Genomic DNA, 15510 nt, shown 5'->3' with positions numbered 1-15510 from the left:
CTCAGAGCGTCTTCTCCGCGGTCCAGGCCGATCCGGACACCCGGTAGCCGAGCCAGTGGTTCACCGCGAGCATCGGCCGGTTGCCCGCGTCGTTCCCGGTATAAGCCGCGGTCAGTCCGGCCTCGCGGCTCCGCGCCAGCGCGTGCGACTTCACCACCTTGGCCAGCCCGCGGCCCCGGTACGCCGGGACGGTGCCGGTCAGGTTCGACCAGATCACCCCGCGGCCCGGATCGGCGGTGGTAGTCACGAACGACACCACCCGCTCGGCGTCCAGGACGGCGAAGCTGAGATCGCGGCGCAGGTCCGGGTGGTTCCAGTCCGTCGCGTACCAGTCGTCGTACGGCGGGACGTGGGACAGCCCGCTCGGGTCACCGTCGGCCACCGCGATCGTGGCGGTCCAGACCTGACGCGGCGTGAGCTGTTCGTAGCTGACCAGCTGAAGTCCGTCCGGGACGTCGGCCGGCTTCGGCAGGCTCGCCAGGGCGGCCCGCGAGTGGCTCATCTCCCGGCCGAGGGTGAAGCCGCGATGTTCCGCGAACGCCTTCGCCGCGGGGTCCTCGTTCACCACCACCAGCAACGAACCCGCGCGAAGTTCGACGGCCTTGGCGATCACCGCGTCGGCCAGTGCCGTGCCGATCCCGCGGCCGCGGTCGTTCGGTGGCACCTGGACCGCGATCCGCACCCGGGGCGCCTGCTCGCCGGCCTCGGGGCGGTAGACGTTGCCCATCCCGACGATCCGGTCACCCTCGGCGGCGACGAGCACGATCCGTGAGCCGCTGACCCGCAGTTCGGCCTCGATGCCCCGGGCCGTCTTCACCAACTGCGGCATCGCGGCGGCCCAGACGCCCGCGATCCCGCCCGCATCCGCCGGCACCGCTGGCCGCACCTCGAACCCCATCCCTTGACCCTATGCGGCGCGAGGGTCGCGCCCGGGCATCTCGGATCTGAGACAGAAAGGCGGCGGCGGTGCTGTCGGGGTGCCGGTGCGGCGCGGTGCAATGGGCGGGTGGAGACAGTTGAGGTTGTGGTCGGGGTCGGTCCGCTGACCGCCGGCGACGTGGTCGCGGTCGCACGGTACGGCGCACGGGTACGGATCGACGACCGGGCGCTGGAGGAGATCGCGAAGTCGCGGGCCGCCGTGGAGGCGCTCGCGCACGCGGAGACACCGCACTACGGGGTGTCGACCGGGTTCGGCGCGCTGGCGACGAGGCACATCGCGCCGGAATTGCGGGCGCAGTTGCAGCGCAGCCTGGTCCGTTCGCACGCGGCCGGATCCGGGCCCGAGGTCGAGGCCGAAGTGGTCCGCGCACTGGCGTTGTTGCGGTTGTCGACGCTCGCGACCGGGCGGACCGGGGTGAAGGTGGAGACGGCCCAGGCCTACGCCGGACTGCTGAACGCGGGCCTGACTCCGGTCGTGCACGAGTACGGCAGTCTCGGGTGTTCGGGTGACCTCGCTCCGCTGTCGCACGTCGCCCTGGCGGTGATGGGCGAGGGGTACGTGCGGACCGTCGACGGTGAGCTGGTCCCGGCCGGCGAGGCGCTGGCCGCGCACGGGCTGACCCCGATCGTGCTGGCCGAGAAGGAGGGGCTCGCGCTGATCAACGGGACCGACGGGATGCTCGGCATGCTCGTCCTGGCCCTCGCGGATCTCGAGCGCCTGCTGAAGACTGCCGATCTCGCGGCCGCGATGAGCGTCGAGGCGCAGCTCGGGACGGACCGCGTGTTCGCCGCCGAACTGCAGGCGTTGCGCCCGCATCCAGGCCAGGCCGCGGCGGCCGCCAACCTGCGCGCCGTCCTCGCCGACAGCGCGATCGTGGCGAGCCATCGCGGGCCCGAGTGCAACCGGGTCCAGGACGCGTACTCACTGCGCTGCTCGCCGCAGGTCCACGGGGCCGCACGGGACACCGCCGTGCACGCCGCGACCGTGGCCGAGCGGGAACTCGCGGCCGCGATCGACAACCCGGTCGTCCTGCCCGACGGGCGGGTCGAGTCGAACGGCAACTTCCACGGCGCCCCGGTCGGGTACGTGCTCGACTTCCTCGCGATCGCGGTCGCCGACGTCGCGAGTATCAGCGAACGCCGGACCGACCGGTTCCTCGACGTCGCCCGCAACCACGGGCTGAACGCCTTCCTGGCCGACGATCCCGGGGTCGACTCCGGCCACATGATCGCGCAGTACACCCAGGCCGCGATCGTCTCCGAGCTGAAGCGGCTCGCGGCTCCGGCCAGCGTCGACTCGATCCCGAGCAGCGCGATGCAGGAGGACCACGTGTCGATGGGCTGGTCCGCGGCCCGCAAGCTGCGCCGCGCGATCGACGGTCTGCAGCGCGTCCTGGCGATCGAGATCCTCACCGCCGCCCGGGCGCTCGACCTGCGCGCCCCGCTGACTCCCGCACCCGCCACCGCCGCCGTCGTGCACGTGCTGCGGCAGCACGTCGAGGGACCGGGCACCGACCGGCACCTCGCCCCCGAGCTCGAACACTCCGTCGTACTGGTTGCCGATGGCACCTACTTGTCCGCTGCCGAGGCCGTCACCGGCCCGCTGAACTGAAAGGCTGGATCACCCATGTCCGGACCTCGTCCTGTCCGCGCGCCCCGAGGCGCCACCCGTACCGCCCAGGGCTGGCCGCAGGAGGCCGCGCTGCGGATGCTGCAGAACAACCTGGACCCCGAGGTGGCCGAACACCCCGACGAGCTGGTCGTCTACGGCGGCTCCGGCAAGGCGGCCCGGGACTGGGCCTCGTTCGACGCGATGGTCCGCACCCTGACCACGCTGCGGGACGACGAGACGATGCTGGTCCAGTCGGGCCGGCCGGTCGGCGTGATGCGCACGCACGAGTGGGCGCCGCGGGTACTGATCGCGAACTCCAACCTGGTCGGCGACTGGGCGAACTGGGAGGAGTTCCGCAAGCTCGAGGCGATGGGCCTGACGATGTACGGCCAGATGACGGCCGGGTCGTGGATCTACATCGGTACCCAGGGCATCCTGCAGGGCACGTACGAGACGTTCGCGGCGGTCGCGGCGAAGAAGTTCGGCGGCACCCTGGCCGGCACCATCACGCTGACCGCCGGGCTCGGCGGGATGGGTGGCGCGCAGCCGCTCGCGGTGACGATGAACGACGGCGTGGCGATCTGCGTCGACGTCGACGACACCCGGATCCGGCGCCGGATCGAGCACCGCTACCTCGACGTCCGGGCCGATTCGCTGGACGAGGCGCTGCGGCTGGCCGAGGAGGCGAAGGCGGCCCGGCGGCCGTTGTCGATCGGTGTCCTCGGCAACGCCGCGGTGATCGTCCCGGAGCTGCTGGAACGCGGTGCGCCGATCGACATCGTGACCGACCAGACCTCGGCGCACGACCCGCTGATGTACCTGCCGGTCGGGATCGAGTTCGACGACTGGACCACCGCGCGGGAGAAGGACCCGGCCGGCTTCACCGAGCGGGCGCAGGCGTCGATGGCGCGGCACGTGGCCGCGATGGTGGGGTTCCAGGACGCGGGCGCCGAGGTGTTCGACTACGGCAACTCGATCCGGGACGAGGCGCGCAAGGCGGGGTACGGGCGGGCCTTCGACTTCCCCGGGTTCGTGCCGGCCTACATCCGGCCGTTGTTCTGCGAGGGCAAGGGCCCGTTCCGCTGGGCCGCGCTGTCCGGGAACCCGGCCGACATCGCCCGCACCGACCAGGCGATCCTCGACCTGTTCCCGGACAACGACCACCTGGCCCGGTGGATCAAGATGGCCGGCGAACGGGTCGCGTACCAGGGGCTGCCGGCCCGGATCTGCTGGCTCGGTCAGGGCGAGCGGGACAAGGCCGGCCTGCGGTTCAACGAGCTGGTCGCGTCCGGTGAGCTGGAGGCGCCGATCGTGATCGGCCGGGACCACCTCGACACCGGCAGCGTGGCCTCGCCGTACCGGGAGACCGAGGGCATGCTGGACGGCTCGGACGCGATCGCGGACTGGCCGTTGCTGAACGCGATGGTGAACGTGGCCAGCGGCGCGTCCTGGGTGTCGATCCACCACGGCGGCGGCGTCGGGATGGGCCGGTCGATCCACGCCGGCCAGGTATCCGTTGCCGATGGCACCGAGCTGGCGGCGGCCAAACTCGAACGGGTGCTGACCAACGATCCGGCGATGGGGGTGATTCGGCACGTCGACGCGGGGTACGAGAAGGCGGCCGAGGTCGCCACCGTCCAGGGGGTGCGGATTCCGATGCAGGAATCCTGACGCTCTGCGACGATGGCAATCCCTAGCGCTACAGTGCACTTTCCCGAGGGATGAGAAAGGTGCCGATCACGTGGCTCCGGACTATCCGTCACCTAGGATCGTTCGGGCGATCTCCGACGAGCGCGAAGGGGCGCCATGATCGAGTTCGAAGACGTCACCAAGCGATACCCGGACGGCACCGTCGCCGTGGACCGGTTGTCGCTGCGGATCCCGAGCAACGAGATCACCGTGTTCGTCGGGCCTTCGGGCTGCGGCAAGACGACCTCGCTGCGGATGATCAACCGCACCATCGAGCGCACCGGCGGCCGGATCACGATCGACGGTGAGGACATCAACGCCAAGGATCCGGTCGTCCTCCGCCGCGGCATCGGGTACGTCATCCAGCACGCCGGGTTGTTCCCGCACCGGACCGTGGTGGACAACGTCGCGACCGTGCCGAAGCTGCTCGGCTGGGACAAGAAGCGGACCCGTGACGTGGCGATGGAGCTGCTCGAGCGGGTCGGCCTCGATCCCAAGCTCGCCCAGCGGTACCCGGCCCAGCTGTCCGGGGGCCAGCAGCAACGAGTCGGTGTCGCCCGGGCGCTCGCGGCGGATCCCGAGATCATGCTGATGGACGAGCCGTTCAGCGCGGTCGACCCGATCGTGCGGCACCAGCTGCAGGAGGAACTGCTCCGGCTGCAACGCGACATCGGCAAGACCATCGTGTTCGTCACCCACGACATCGACGAGGCGATCAAGCTCGGCGACAACGTCGCGGTGCTGCGGGTCGGCGGCAAGCTGGCCCAGTTCGCGCCGCCGGCCGAACTGCTGGCGAACCCGGCCGACGAGTTCGTCGAGAGTTTCGTCGGCCAGGACCGCGGCTACCGGGCGCTGACGTTCCGGCAGGCCGAGGGCGTCGAGCTCGGACCGTTGCCGGACGAGCTGATCGTCGACGAGGCGGGCAAGCCGGTCGGCTGGAGCAAGGGCGGCGACGAACTGCTGCCGGTCGGTGCCGTGTTCCACCGCGGCGACTCGCTGCGCGCGGCCCTGGACGCGGTGCTCACGTCGCCGGTCGGCCAGGGTGTCTGCGTGGACGACGACGGCAAGGCGGTCGGCGCCGTCGACCAGGCGATCCTCGCGGGGGCGCTGCGCTCATGACCTGGATCGGCGACAACCTCGGCCTGATCTGGGAGCAACTGCGCGAGCACCTGTACCTGGCGATCGTGCCGGTCCTGCTCGGCCTGCTGATCGCGGTCCCGCTGGGCTACCTGGCGACCCGGTACAACTGGCTGGCGAATCCGTTGATCGCGTTCGGCGGCGTGCTGTACTCGCTGCCCTCGATCGCCTTGTTCATCGTGCTGCCGGTGATCCTCGGCACCCAGGTGCTGTCCCCGGTGAACATCGTCATCGCACTGACCATCTACACGGTCTCGCTGCTGATCCGCAACGTCATCGACGGGCTGCGCTCGGTCCCACCGGATGTCCGGCAGGCCGCGATCGCGGTCGGCTTCGGGTCGCTGCGCCGGGTGCTCACCATCGACCTGCCGATCGCGGTCCCGGTGATCTTCGCCGGCCTGCGGGTGGCCACGGTCGCCAACATCTCGATGGTCAGCGTGGGCGCGGTGATCGGGATCGGCGGACTCGGCGAGCTGTTCACCCAGGGGTTCCAGAAGGACTTCCTCACCCCGGTCGTCGTCGGTGTCGTGCTGTCGCTGCTGCTCGCGCTGCTCGCCGACCTGGTGCTCGTGGTCCTGCAGCGGGTCCTCACTCCGTGGGCCCGGGTGAACTCTCCGGTGAAGGCGGCCTGACATGTTCGAGTACCTCTTCGACTCGTTCAACTGGTCCGGTCCGGAAGGCATCGGCGCCCGGATCATCCAGCACATCTGGTACACGCTGGCCGCGCTCGGGCTGTCCGCGGTGATAGCGCTACCGGTCGGCCTGTACATCGGGCACACCCGGCGCGGCGCGTTCCTGGCCATCAACCTGGGCAACGCGGCCCGGGCGCTGCCGAGCCTCGGGCTGCTGATGCTCGCGGTGCTGCTGACCGACCAGATCGGCTTCCTGCCGGTGCTGATCGCGCTGGTGGCGCTGGGCATCCCACCGATCCTCACCTCGACGTACGCCGGGCTGTCCGGCGTGGACGCGGCGACCGTCGACGCGGCCCGCGGGATGGGCATGACCGGCCGCGAGATCCTCACCAAGGTGGAGATCCCGATCGCGATGCCGCTGATCATCTCCGGGTTGCGCGGCGCGACGCTGCAGATCGTCTCGACCGCGACCATCGCGGCCCTGGTCTCGCTCGGCGGGCTCGGCCGGTATGTCGTGGACGGGCTCAAACTGCGGGACTTCCCGCAGATGTTCGCCGGGGCCCTGCTGGTCGCGCTGCTGGCGATCCTGCTGGACCTGTTGTTCGCCCTGGCCGGCCGGATCACGGTCTCGCCCGGACTGCGGCGGAACGCATGAAGAAACTCGATCGGCGCCGGCCGGCGTCGAGCGGAATACTGGAGGTTCCCGTGTTGAGATCCACGCTCGTCCGCACCGCGCTCGCCGGAGTCGCGGTGCTCGGCCTGGCCGCCTGTGGGGGTGGAGGCGATCCGTTGTCGGGTGACAGCGACGCGGGCTCCTCCCCGGCACCGGACAAGGTCACCAGCATCACGGTCGGTTCGGCCGACTTCTCCGAGAGCCAGATCCTGGCCGAGATCTACGGTCAGGCACTGGCGAGCAAGGGCGTCGAGGTCAAGCAGCAGTCGAACATCGGCAACCGCGAGACCTACATGGCCGCCATCAAGGACGGCTCGGTGCACCTGCTGCCGGAGTACACCGGTGCGGCGCTCGACTACTTCAAGAAGGGCGCGACCGAGACCGACGAGAACGCGGCGTACGACGCGCTCAAGGGTGCGCTGCCGTCCGGGCTCGAGGTGACGGACAAGTCGCCGGCCGCCGACGAGGACACCATCGTGGTGACCAAGGCGACCGCCGACAAGTACAACCTGAAGTCGCTGGCCGACCTGAAGGCCGTGTCGAAGGACATGGTCGCGGGCGGCAGCTCCGAGTTCAAGGTCCGCGAGGCCGGGCTGAAGGGGCTGAAGGAGAAGTACGGCGTCGAATTCAAGGAGTACAAGACGCTGGACGCCGGTGGTCCGCTGAGCACCAAGGCGCTGCTGGACAACCAGATCCAGGTGTCGAACTTCTTCACCACCCAGTCGGTGATCAAGGACAACAACCTGGTCCAGCTGGAGGACCCGGAGAACATCCTGCCGCCGAACAACATCGTTCCGCTGATCCGGACCGACCACAAGTCGGACGACATCGCGGCGACGCTGAACGCCGTCTCGGCGAAGCTGACCACCGACTCGCTGACCGAGCTGGTCAAGCGCGCCGACGTCGGCAAGGAGCAGCCCGCCGCGATCGCCAAGGACTGGCTGGCGCAGAACCCGCTGACCTGATCTTGTCCGAGTCGTTCGAGAACCTGTGGGCGGCGCTGGCCGCCGTGGGCCGGGACCCCGACACCGGGGGTTACCGCCGCGGCGGCTGGACGCCGTCCGAACGGGCCGCCACCGACTGGTTCCTGGACCAGTGCGCCGCCCGTGACCTGACCGTCGAGACCGACGGGATCGGCAACACCATCGCCTGGTGGGACCCCGCGCAGGCAGCCGGGGACCGCCCGGGGGTGGTGACCGGGTCGCACCTCGACTCCGTCATCGACGGGGGTGCGTTCGACGGTCCGTTGGGCGTCGTCTCCGCGCTGTCGGCGATCGACCTGCTCCGGGCCGAGGGATTCGTCCCGTCGGTACCGATCGGGGTCGGGGCGTTCGTGGAGGAGGAGGGGTCCCGGTTCGGGATGCCCTGTCTCGGCTCACGGGTCGCGGCCGGCGTGATCCCGCGGGAGAAGGCGCTCGCGCTGACCGACCGGACCGGGCTGACCCTGGCCGAGGCGCTCGGCCGCTCCGGCATCGATCCGGCCGGTGTGGGGCCGTCGCCGTTGCCGGCCAAGATGGGCGCGTTCGTCGAGCTGCACGTCGAGCAGGGCCGGGCGTTGACGGCGCCGGTGGGGGTCGCGAGCTCGATCTGGCCGCACGGGCGGTTCCGGTTCACCTTCACCGGTGAGGCGAACCACGCCGGTACCACGCTGATGGAGGACCGGCACGACCCGATGCTCACGTACGCGATGACCGCGCTCGCGGCGAACAAGCAGGCCCGCCTCGCCGGTGCGCGGGCCACCTTCGGCCGGTTGTCCGTCGAGCCGAACGGGACCAACGCGATCCCGTCGCGGGTCATCGCCTGGCTGGACGCGCGGGCCGCGACCGAGGACGCGCTGCAATCGTTGCTTGGAGCAATCACCAGGCTCGCCACCGAGCGGGCCGAGCGGGACGGGACGACGGTCGAGCTGGTGCCCGAGTCGGTCACGCCGATCGTCGACTTCGAGGCCGGGCTGCGGGACCGCCTGGTCGGGGTCCTCGACGGGGCCCCGGTGCTGCCGACCGGCGCGGGTCACGACGCCGGGGTGTTCTCCGACGCGGGGATCCCGACCGCGATGCTCTTCGTCCGGAATCCGACCGGCGTCTCGCACTCGCCCGCGGAGTACGCCGAGATGGACGACTGCCTGGCCGGGGTGGACGCGCTGACCGCGGTACTGAAGGATCTCGCCCGGTGACGTCGTACTGGTGTGCTCGGGCCGTCCTGCCGACCGGAGTGGCGGACGGCGTTCTCATCGGGGTTTCCGAGGGGCGCGTCATCTCGGTCGAGACCGGCGTCGTGCCGGGTGACGCGGTGCGGCTGGACGGGCTGGTTCTGCCGGGCCTCGCGAACTGTCACAGCCACGCCTTCCACCGAGCTCTCCGGGGCCGGACCCAGACCGGGCGCGGCACCTTCTGGACGTGGCGCGAGCAGATGTACGCAGTGGCGTCGGTGCTCACGCCGGACACGTACTACCGGCTCGCGCGGGCCGTGTACGGCGAGATGGTGCTCGCCGGGATCACCGCGGTCGGCGAGTTCCACTATCTCCACCACGCTCCTGGCGGCCGCAGGTACGACGACCCGAACGCGATGGGCGCGGCCCTGATCGCGGCCGCGAAGGACGCCGGACTGCGGATCACGTTGCTCGACACCTGTTACGTCGCGGGCGGTTTCGACCAACCGCTGAACGAGGTACAGCAGCGGTTCAGCGACGGCGACGTGACCGGATGGGTCCGCCGGGTCCAGGAGTTGCGCGGTGACGACGACGTGGTGATCGGGGCCGCGGCGCACTCGGTCCGTGGCGTCCCGAAGGATCAGCTCGGCCCGGTCGCCTCGTTGTTGCCGGAGGCCCCTTTGCACGTCCACCTGTCCGAGCAGGTCGCCGAGAACGAGGCCTGCCTGGCGACGTACGGGCGGACGCCGGCGCAGGTGCTGGACGAGGCCGGGTTCCTGAGTGCGCGGACGAGCGCGGTGCACGCGACCCACCTGACCCCGGTGGACGTCGGCCTGCTCGGGAGTTCGGCGACGTACTCGTGTTTCTGCCCGACGACCGAGCGCGATCTCGCCGACGGGATCGGGCCGTCGGTCGCGCTGCGGGACGCCGGTTCGCCGTTGACGCTCGGGTCGGACAGTCACGCGGTGATCGACCTGTTCGAGGAGGCGCGGGCCGTCGAGCTGGACGAGCGGCTGGCGTCCCAGGAACGCGGGAACTGGTCCGCCTCCGAGCTGCTCACCGCCGCGACGTCCGCCGGACACCAGTCGCTCGGATTCGCGGACGCGGGCCGGATCGAGATCGGGGCCCGGGCGGACCTGGTCGCGGTCCGGCTGGACAGCGTACGGACCGCGGGGACGGGCGGGTCGGTGGAGACCGCGGTGTTCGCGGCGTCGGCGGCCGACGTCACCGACGTGGTCGTGTCGGGGCGCCAGGTTGTTGTTGAAGGCAAGCATGCAGGGATGGACGTGGCGGCCGAGCTGGCGGCCTCGATCGCGGAGGTGACATGAGCTCGCTGCTGTTGACGTCGATCGGTTCGCTGGTGACCAACGACCCGGCCCACGGCGGCCCGCTCGGCGAACTGCGGGACGCGGCGCTGGTGATCGAGGGCGGCAGGATCGCCTGGGTCGGCGGCCGCCGCGAGGCCCCGGCCGCGGACACCTCGATGGACCTCGGCGACCGCGCGGTGATCCCGGGATTCGTGGACTCGCACGCGCACCTGGTCTTCGCGGGGGACCGGGCCGAGGAGTTCGCGGCCAGGATGACCGGACAGCCGTACAGCGCGGGCGGGATCCGGACCACGGTGACCGCGACCCGCGGAGCGGCCGACCAGCAGCTCACCGCGACCGTGGCCCGGTTGGTGACCGAGATGCGCCGCCAGGGTACGACCACGGTCGAGATCAAGTCCGGGTACGGCCTGACCGTCGCCGACGAGGCGCGCTCGCTCGCGATCGCGGCCGGCTTCACCGACGAGACGACGTACCTGGGCGCGCACGTGGTCCCGGCCGAGTACCAGGACGACCCCGCGGGGTACGTGGACCTGGTGACCGGGCCGATGCTGGACCAGGCGGCCCCGCACAGCAAGTGGGTCGACGTGTTCGTGGAACGCGGGGCCTTCGACGCGGACCAGGCGCGCGCGATCCTGCGAGCGGGTCAGGCGAAGGGTCTGCAGGCCAGGGTGCACGCGAATCAGCTCGGCGAAGGCCCGGGCGTCCAGGTCGCCTGCGAAGTGGGCGCGGCCGCCGCCGACCACTGCACTTACCTGACCGACGCCGACGTGGACGCGCTGGCCTCCACCGGGGTCGTGGCCGGCCTGCTGCCCGCGATCGAGTTCTCCACCCGGTCGCCGTACCCGGACGCCCGTCGTCTCCTCGAAGCCGGCGTCACGGTCGCCCTGGCCACCGACTGCAACCCGGGCTCCGGCTACTCGTCCTCGATGCCGTTCTGCATCGCCCTGGCCGTCCGCGAGATGCGCATGTCCCCGGCCGAAGCCCTCTGGTCCGCCACGGCCGGCGGCGCCGCCTCACTCCGCCGCGAAGACATCGGCCACCTCCGAGTAGGAGCCCGAGCCGACCTCGCCGTCCTCGACGCCCCCTCCTACGTCCACCTCGCCTACCGCCCCGGCGTCCCGCTGGTGACGCAAACCCTCGTCGGTGGGCGTCCCGGGTAGGGCCGCGGACCTGCACCACTCACAGTGAGGATGATGGGTGTGGTCCCCCGCGGTGGTCGTCCTGACTCAAGCACTCACTGACTTCGGGTCTTGAATTGGATATGTCGGTCGACCACTGCGGGGGTCACGTGCACTCACCGGACGAGGGGTTTGTGACCTCATAGGAGCCTGTGCCAGCAGGCACCCATCACTGTCTTGTCCGCTCGCCTCGGCTGGTGCGTGCCGCCCTCATCCCTAGCCAGTGGAAGGACGGCAGTACCCACCATGCCACGAGCAGAGGCCCGGTCCCAGGTCGAGATCACCGGTGGTGTCGACACCCACCGAGACACTCACACCGCGGCCGCGATCGATCAGACCGGCCGGATGCTCGGCCATGCCACGTTTCCCACCACCCGGGCCGGCTATGCCGCGCTGCTGGCCTGGCTGCGGTCGTTCGGGCGGCTGGTCCTGGCCGGAGTGGAGGGCACCGGCGCCTACGGGGCCGGTCTGACGACCTATCTGAGCGAGCAAGGCATCACGGTCGTCGAGATCGACCGGCCGAACCGTAAGACCCGCCGCCGGGCCGGGAAATCCGACCCGATCGATGCCGAAGCCGCCGCCCGCGCCGCCCTGGGCAAAGTCCGCACCGGCACCCCCAAAAACCGCGACAGCCAGGTCGAGGCGCTGCGGAACCTGCGGGTCGCCCGCACCAGCGCCGTCGACCAACGCGCCGGCTGCATGCGCCAGATCAAAGCCCTGATCGTGACCGCACCCCATGGTCTGCGCGACCAGCTACGAGGCCTCACCACCGCCCGCCTGATCCACACCTGCCGCAACCTGCGACCCGATACCACCCAGATCGGCGTCCCCGAACAAGCCGTCAAAACCGCGCTGCGTTCACTGGCACGCCGCTACGCCACCGCCCAACAAGAGATCGCCGAGCTCGACACCCTCATCACAGCCCTGATCGAAACGATCAACCCGGCCCTTCTCCAGCTCACCGGAGTCGGCCCCGACATCGCCGGGCAGCTCCTGGTCACCGCCGGCCCCAACCCCGAACGGATCCACTCCGAAGCCGCCTTCGCGATGCTCTGCGGCGCCGCCCCCATCCCCGCATCCTCAGGCCAAACACAACGCCACCGCCTCAACCGCGGCGGCGACCGCCAAGCCAACAAAGCCCTCTACCTCATCGTCATCAACCGACTCCGCTGGGACCCACGCACCCACACCTACCTCGCCAAACGCACCGCCGACGGCCTGTCCAAAAAAGACACCATCCGCTGCCTCAAACGACTCATCGCCCGCGAGATCTACTACACACTCCGCCAAACACAACCCACCACCAACAAGCAACCAGCCACTACTTGACCATCCATAGGAGCATCCAACCTCGTCCGCGCCGGTCGGCTCACGCTCAGCGCCGCTCTCAGGCGGCGATGCGGAGGCCGTTGGTGAGTGGTGCGAGTCCGGCCGCCCGACCAACCGCGGCCACCACCCACTCCCCGTCGTACATCACGTCCTCCCAGCTGAACCGCAAGACCCGCCAGCCCCGCAGGCTGAGGTTCACGTGCCGGCGGCAGTCCCGGACCAACGCGGTGCGGGTGCCGTGGTGCTCGAAGCCGTCCGCTTCGACGCCGAGCCGCAGGCCGCGGTGACCGAGATCCAGCCGAGCGGAGAACTCCGGGTCCACGACGGCGACCTGGGGCTCGAACCCGTCGAGACCTGCCTCGATCAGCAGCGCCCGCAGAGCCGACTCGAGCACAGACTCGGCCCGGCCGTCGGCGAGTCCGACCACCCGCTGGATCCGGCGGCGATGCGGACCGACGAGTTGCTCGGCCGCCGCCAGCAGGTCTTCCAGATCGACGATCCGTTGGTGGAGTGCCGAGTCGGCGATCGCCAGAGCTTCGGCGAATGGCAAGGTCCGGACGCAGTCGAGCACGGTTCGCACCGGGGTGACGACGTCGCCGATGGCCGGCACGTCGGCCCAATGCAGGACGCACGAGAGACCGGCCTGTCGCCGCAACCGTCCGCGCGGCAGGGTGACATGTGGAAGGAGGGGCGCGTTGATCGTCCGCATGCCCCAGTGCTGGGCGGCGCTGGCGTGCGACACCAAGCCGCCGTGGCTCCGCGCGGCGGTCAACGCCTCGGGTGCCTTGGGTAGCGCATAGACGCCCTTGGCAACTCGCCGGATCTCCCCGCTGGAAAGCGCCGTGCGGATGGCTCGTCCCGACACGACGGCCCGCAACTCGGCGAACCGCGCACTACCGCCGCTGGTCGCCAGCACTTCCACGACTGTTGCCACGGACCAAGCCTGACCGATCTCGCCGAGACGCGGTCTCGGTTGTCCACAGCGGACCTGCAGCACTCATCAACCACCGCCGGCCCGCCGGTTCCCGGGTCGCCCCCGCCATGACGTCCGGTGGCGGGGGAGGTTGGTGAGTGGTGGGTGTCCGCACTAGCTTGGCCGTCATGTCTCGTGTTGTGATCGCCAGGACCATTGCCGGGCAGTTGCCGTACTTTCCCAGTGCTGTCCGGTTGGGGGACGGGCGGGTTTTCGTGGTTTGGCGGGAGGGGTTGGGGCACGTCCGGAGCAATGGGCGGATCGTGGCCGCGGAGAGTTCGGACGAGGGGCGGAACTGGTCGGAGCCGCGGGTGGTGGTGGACACGATCCAGGACGACCGGGATCCGATGGTGGTGCAGCTGGCCAACGGGGACCTGTTGCTGAGCTGGTTCCAGATCGACTGGTCGGTGCGGCCGTACGTGTGTCCCGGGGTCCAGGTGGCACGGTCGACGGACGGCGGGGCCAGTTGGGACTCGCCGGTCGCGGTGGGGTCGGGGATGGTGGACCACGAGACCGCGGAGGTGTGGCACTCGTTCCGGGCCGGGCACGTCGTCGCGCACGGGCAGATCCTCGAGTTGCCGGACGGCGACCTGCTGGCCCCGGTGTACGGGGTGTTCCCGGGGGACCACCGGCACTCGGCGGCCGTGGTCCGGTCGACCGACGGCGGGCTGACCTGGCCGGCGGAGAACGAGATCGTCCTCGGGCGGCAGCCGGACCGCGAGTACACCGAGCCGGTCCTGACGTTGCTCCCCGACGGCCAGGTGGTCGCGTTGCTGCGGACCGACCAGGAGGCCGACCTGGTCCGCTCGGACGACAACGGGGTGACCTGGTCCGAGCCGGAGCCGAGCGGGTTGTACGCGTCGTCGTCGGACACGCTGACGTTGTCGGACGGCGCGGTGCTGCTGGCGTTCGGGGACGTGTCGCGGCGGTTCAACCCGGGCCGGCCGACGGTCGCGACGGTGATCCGCGAACCGCGGGGGCGCTGGGACAAGGACCCGCAGCACCTGGTCATCGACGCGGGCCAGGACACGATGGACCAGGCGAACCCAGCTGTCGTCGAGCTCCCCGGGGACGAGCTGCTGGTGATCAGCTACGACATCTTCACCCGCGAGATCGTCGGCGAGATCCTGCCCCGTACCGCTCTCGGGTAGCACCTGACCCGATAAATGCGGTGCGCGGTCGGCGGGAGGCCGTCACGCTGGGTCCATGGCCAGGACCGCGGTACGCCGACGGGCCGACGGTGACCTCCGTCGGCGGCTGGCGGACGCCTACGTCGCGCGGCAGGACCGGACGGACCGATGGGGGTACGCCGACATCACCGGGTGGTGGCGGGACGCGTCCCTGCTGCGCGATCTCGGGCCCGCCCTGGGCACCCTGTACGACGAGACGCCCACCGTGGTGATCGGTCCGCAGTCGCGCGGCACCCTGGTCGGCGCCTTGACGGCGGCCGCGCTCGGGGTCGGCCTGGTCGAGGCGCGGAAGGTGGTCACCCAGGCGACCGACAGCGATCGCTGGGTTCAGCGGACGAGCGGACCGGACTACCAGGACCGGCACGTCGTGTTCGGCTTCCGGCGCGGGTTGATCCGGCCGAGCGACCGCGTCCTGATGGTCGACGACTGGGCCGACACCGGCGCCACCGCCCGGGTCGTCCGCGCCCTCGTCGACGACTGCGAAGCGCACTGGATCGGCGCTGCCTGCATCGTCGACGCCCTCGCCGACCCGCGTCTCCGCCGGGACCTCCCGCTCCGCTGCCTGCTCGACATCCGCCGCTTCTGACCACCCGGACGGGCTCCCGACCCCGGCAGTCGCGAGGCAGCTACGCGACAGGCCGGAGCGGAACGATGACCTGGTCAGTCAGGCCCGAACGAAGG

The 15510-nt window shown here is 70.7% G+C and carries 14 protein-coding genes; 12 read left to right on the top strand and 2 right to left on the bottom strand.

What is annotated here, in order from left to right:
- Nucleotide 1: 1 nt before the first annotated feature.
- Nucleotides 2-898 carry a GNAT family N-acetyltransferase gene (locus FB561_RS06595; RefSeq protein WP_238334678.1) on the bottom strand — a complete coding sequence of 299 codons (897 nt, stop codon included), beginning with the start codon at nucleotides 896-898 and terminating at the stop codon, nucleotides 2-4.
- 108 nt (nucleotides 899-1006) lie between these two features.
- Between FB561_RS06595 and hutH the strand changes: the two genes are divergently transcribed.
- The 10 genes from hutH to FB561_RS06545 all read left to right on the top strand — a co-directional run bounded on the left by hutH (nucleotide 1007) and on the right by FB561_RS06545 (nucleotide 12666).
- On the top strand, nucleotides 1007-2551 hold the full coding sequence (gene hutH, locus FB561_RS06590) for a histidine ammonia-lyase (RefSeq protein ID WP_145804110.1): 1545 nt from the start codon (nucleotides 1007-1009) through the stop codon (nucleotides 2549-2551).
- Between the two features lie 15 nt (nucleotides 2552-2566).
- Nucleotides 2567-4222 carry a urocanate hydratase gene (gene hutU / locus FB561_RS06585; protein ID WP_145804108.1) on the top strand — a complete coding sequence of 552 codons (1656 nt, stop codon included), beginning with the start codon at nucleotides 2567-2569 and terminating at the stop codon, nucleotides 4220-4222.
- 135 nt (nucleotides 4223-4357) lie between these two features.
- Nucleotides 4358-5359: an ABC transporter ATP-binding protein gene (locus FB561_RS06580; RefSeq protein WP_145804106.1), complete on the top strand. Its 1002-nt coding sequence runs from the start codon at nucleotides 4358-4360 to the stop codon at nucleotides 5357-5359.
- A complete protein-coding gene (locus FB561_RS06575; protein ID WP_145804104.1) occupies nucleotides 5356-6009 on the top strand; it encodes an ABC transporter permease in 654 nt (217 codons plus the stop codon). Before FB561_RS06580 ends, FB561_RS06575 begins: the two co-directional genes overlap by 4 nt.
- Nucleotide 6010: 1 nt before the next feature.
- Nucleotides 6011-6664 (top strand): ABC transporter permease, encoded by a 654-nt coding sequence (locus FB561_RS06570; protein ID WP_145804102.1) that lies wholly within the window; start codon nucleotides 6011-6013, stop codon nucleotides 6662-6664.
- A 50-nt stretch (nucleotides 6665-6714) separates the two neighbouring features.
- Complete coding sequence (locus tag FB561_RS06565; protein ID WP_145804100.1) at nucleotides 6715-7647, top strand: ABC transporter substrate-binding protein; 933 nt, start codon at nucleotides 6715-6717, stop codon at nucleotides 7645-7647.
- Between the two features lie 2 nt (nucleotides 7648-7649).
- Entirely contained in the window at nucleotides 7650-8855 is a 1206-nt protein-coding gene (locus tag FB561_RS06560; protein ID WP_145804098.1) for an allantoate amidohydrolase, read from the top strand.
- Nucleotides 8852-10159, top strand: coding sequence for a formimidoylglutamate deiminase (locus FB561_RS06555; RefSeq protein ID WP_145804096.1), 1308 nt, complete (start codon nucleotides 8852-8854; stop codon nucleotides 10157-10159). Before FB561_RS06560 ends, FB561_RS06555 begins: the two co-directional genes overlap by 4 nt.
- Nucleotides 10156-11319: an imidazolonepropionase gene (gene hutI, locus FB561_RS06550; RefSeq protein WP_145804094.1), complete on the top strand. Its 1164-nt coding sequence runs from the start codon at nucleotides 10156-10158 to the stop codon at nucleotides 11317-11319. Before FB561_RS06555 ends, hutI begins: the two co-directional genes overlap by 4 nt.
- Before the next feature lie 264 nt (nucleotides 11320-11583).
- Nucleotides 11584-12666 (top strand): IS110 family RNA-guided transposase, encoded by a 1083-nt coding sequence (locus FB561_RS06545; protein ID WP_145812809.1) that lies wholly within the window; start codon nucleotides 11584-11586, stop codon nucleotides 12664-12666.
- Between the two features lie 58 nt (nucleotides 12667-12724).
- Here FB561_RS06545 and FB561_RS06540 read toward each other — a convergent pair whose 3' ends face one another.
- Nucleotides 12725-13600, bottom strand: coding sequence for a type IV toxin-antitoxin system AbiEi family antitoxin domain-containing protein (locus FB561_RS06540; RefSeq protein WP_145804092.1), 876 nt, complete (start codon nucleotides 13598-13600; stop codon nucleotides 12725-12727).
- A gap of 167 nt (nucleotides 13601-13767) precedes the next feature.
- Here FB561_RS06540 and FB561_RS06535 point away from each other — a divergent pair, with 167 nt between their 5' ends.
- Both FB561_RS06535 and FB561_RS06530 read left to right on the top strand, forming a co-directional pair.
- On the top strand, nucleotides 13768-14790 hold the full coding sequence (locus tag FB561_RS06535) for a sialidase family protein (protein WP_145804090.1): 1023 nt from the start codon (nucleotides 13768-13770) through the stop codon (nucleotides 14788-14790).
- A gap of 55 nt (nucleotides 14791-14845) precedes the next feature.
- Nucleotides 14846-15415 carry a phosphoribosyltransferase family protein gene (locus FB561_RS06530; protein WP_170284587.1) on the top strand — a complete coding sequence of 190 codons (570 nt, stop codon included), beginning with the start codon at nucleotides 14846-14848 and terminating at the stop codon, nucleotides 15413-15415.
- Nucleotides 15416-15510: the final 95 nt, after the last annotated feature.

This window comes from Kribbella amoyensis, assembly GCF_007828865.1.
GTDB classification, from domain to species: Bacteria; Actinomycetota; Actinomycetes; order Propionibacteriales; family Kribbellaceae; genus Kribbella; species Kribbella amoyensis.
Note: the sequence above shows the minus strand (reverse complement) of the source record. Positions and strands in the feature narration are given on the sequence as shown.

Excerpts from the sequence above, each read along its gene's own strand:
- FB561_RS06595 (WP_238334678.1), bottom strand. The coding sequence starts at position 898 with ATGGGGTTCGAGGTGCGGCCAGCGGTGCCGGCGGATGCGGGCGGGATC.
- hutU (WP_145804108.1), top strand. The coding sequence starts at position 2,567 with ATGTCCGGACCTCGTCCTGTCCGCGCGCCCCGAGGCGCCACCCGTACC.
- FB561_RS06580 (WP_145804106.1), top strand. The coding sequence starts at position 4,358 with ATGATCGAGTTCGAAGACGTCACCAAGCGATACCCGGACGGCACCGTC.
- FB561_RS06575 (WP_145804104.1), top strand. The coding sequence starts at position 5,356 with ATGACCTGGATCGGCGACAACCTCGGCCTGATCTGGGAGCAACTGCGC.
- FB561_RS06570 (WP_145804102.1), top strand. The coding sequence starts at position 6,011 with ATGTTCGAGTACCTCTTCGACTCGTTCAACTGGTCCGGTCCGGAAGGC.
- hutI (WP_145804094.1), top strand. The coding sequence starts at position 10,156 with ATGAGCTCGCTGCTGTTGACGTCGATCGGTTCGCTGGTGACCAACGAC.
- FB561_RS06545 (WP_145812809.1), top strand. The coding sequence starts at position 11,584 with ATGCCACGAGCAGAGGCCCGGTCCCAGGTCGAGATCACCGGTGGTGTC.
- FB561_RS06535 (WP_145804090.1), top strand. The coding sequence starts at position 13,768 with ATGTCTCGTGTTGTGATCGCCAGGACCATTGCCGGGCAGTTGCCGTAC.
- FB561_RS06530 (WP_170284587.1), top strand. The coding sequence starts at position 14,846 with ATGGCCAGGACCGCGGTACGCCGACGGGCCGACGGTGACCTCCGTCGG.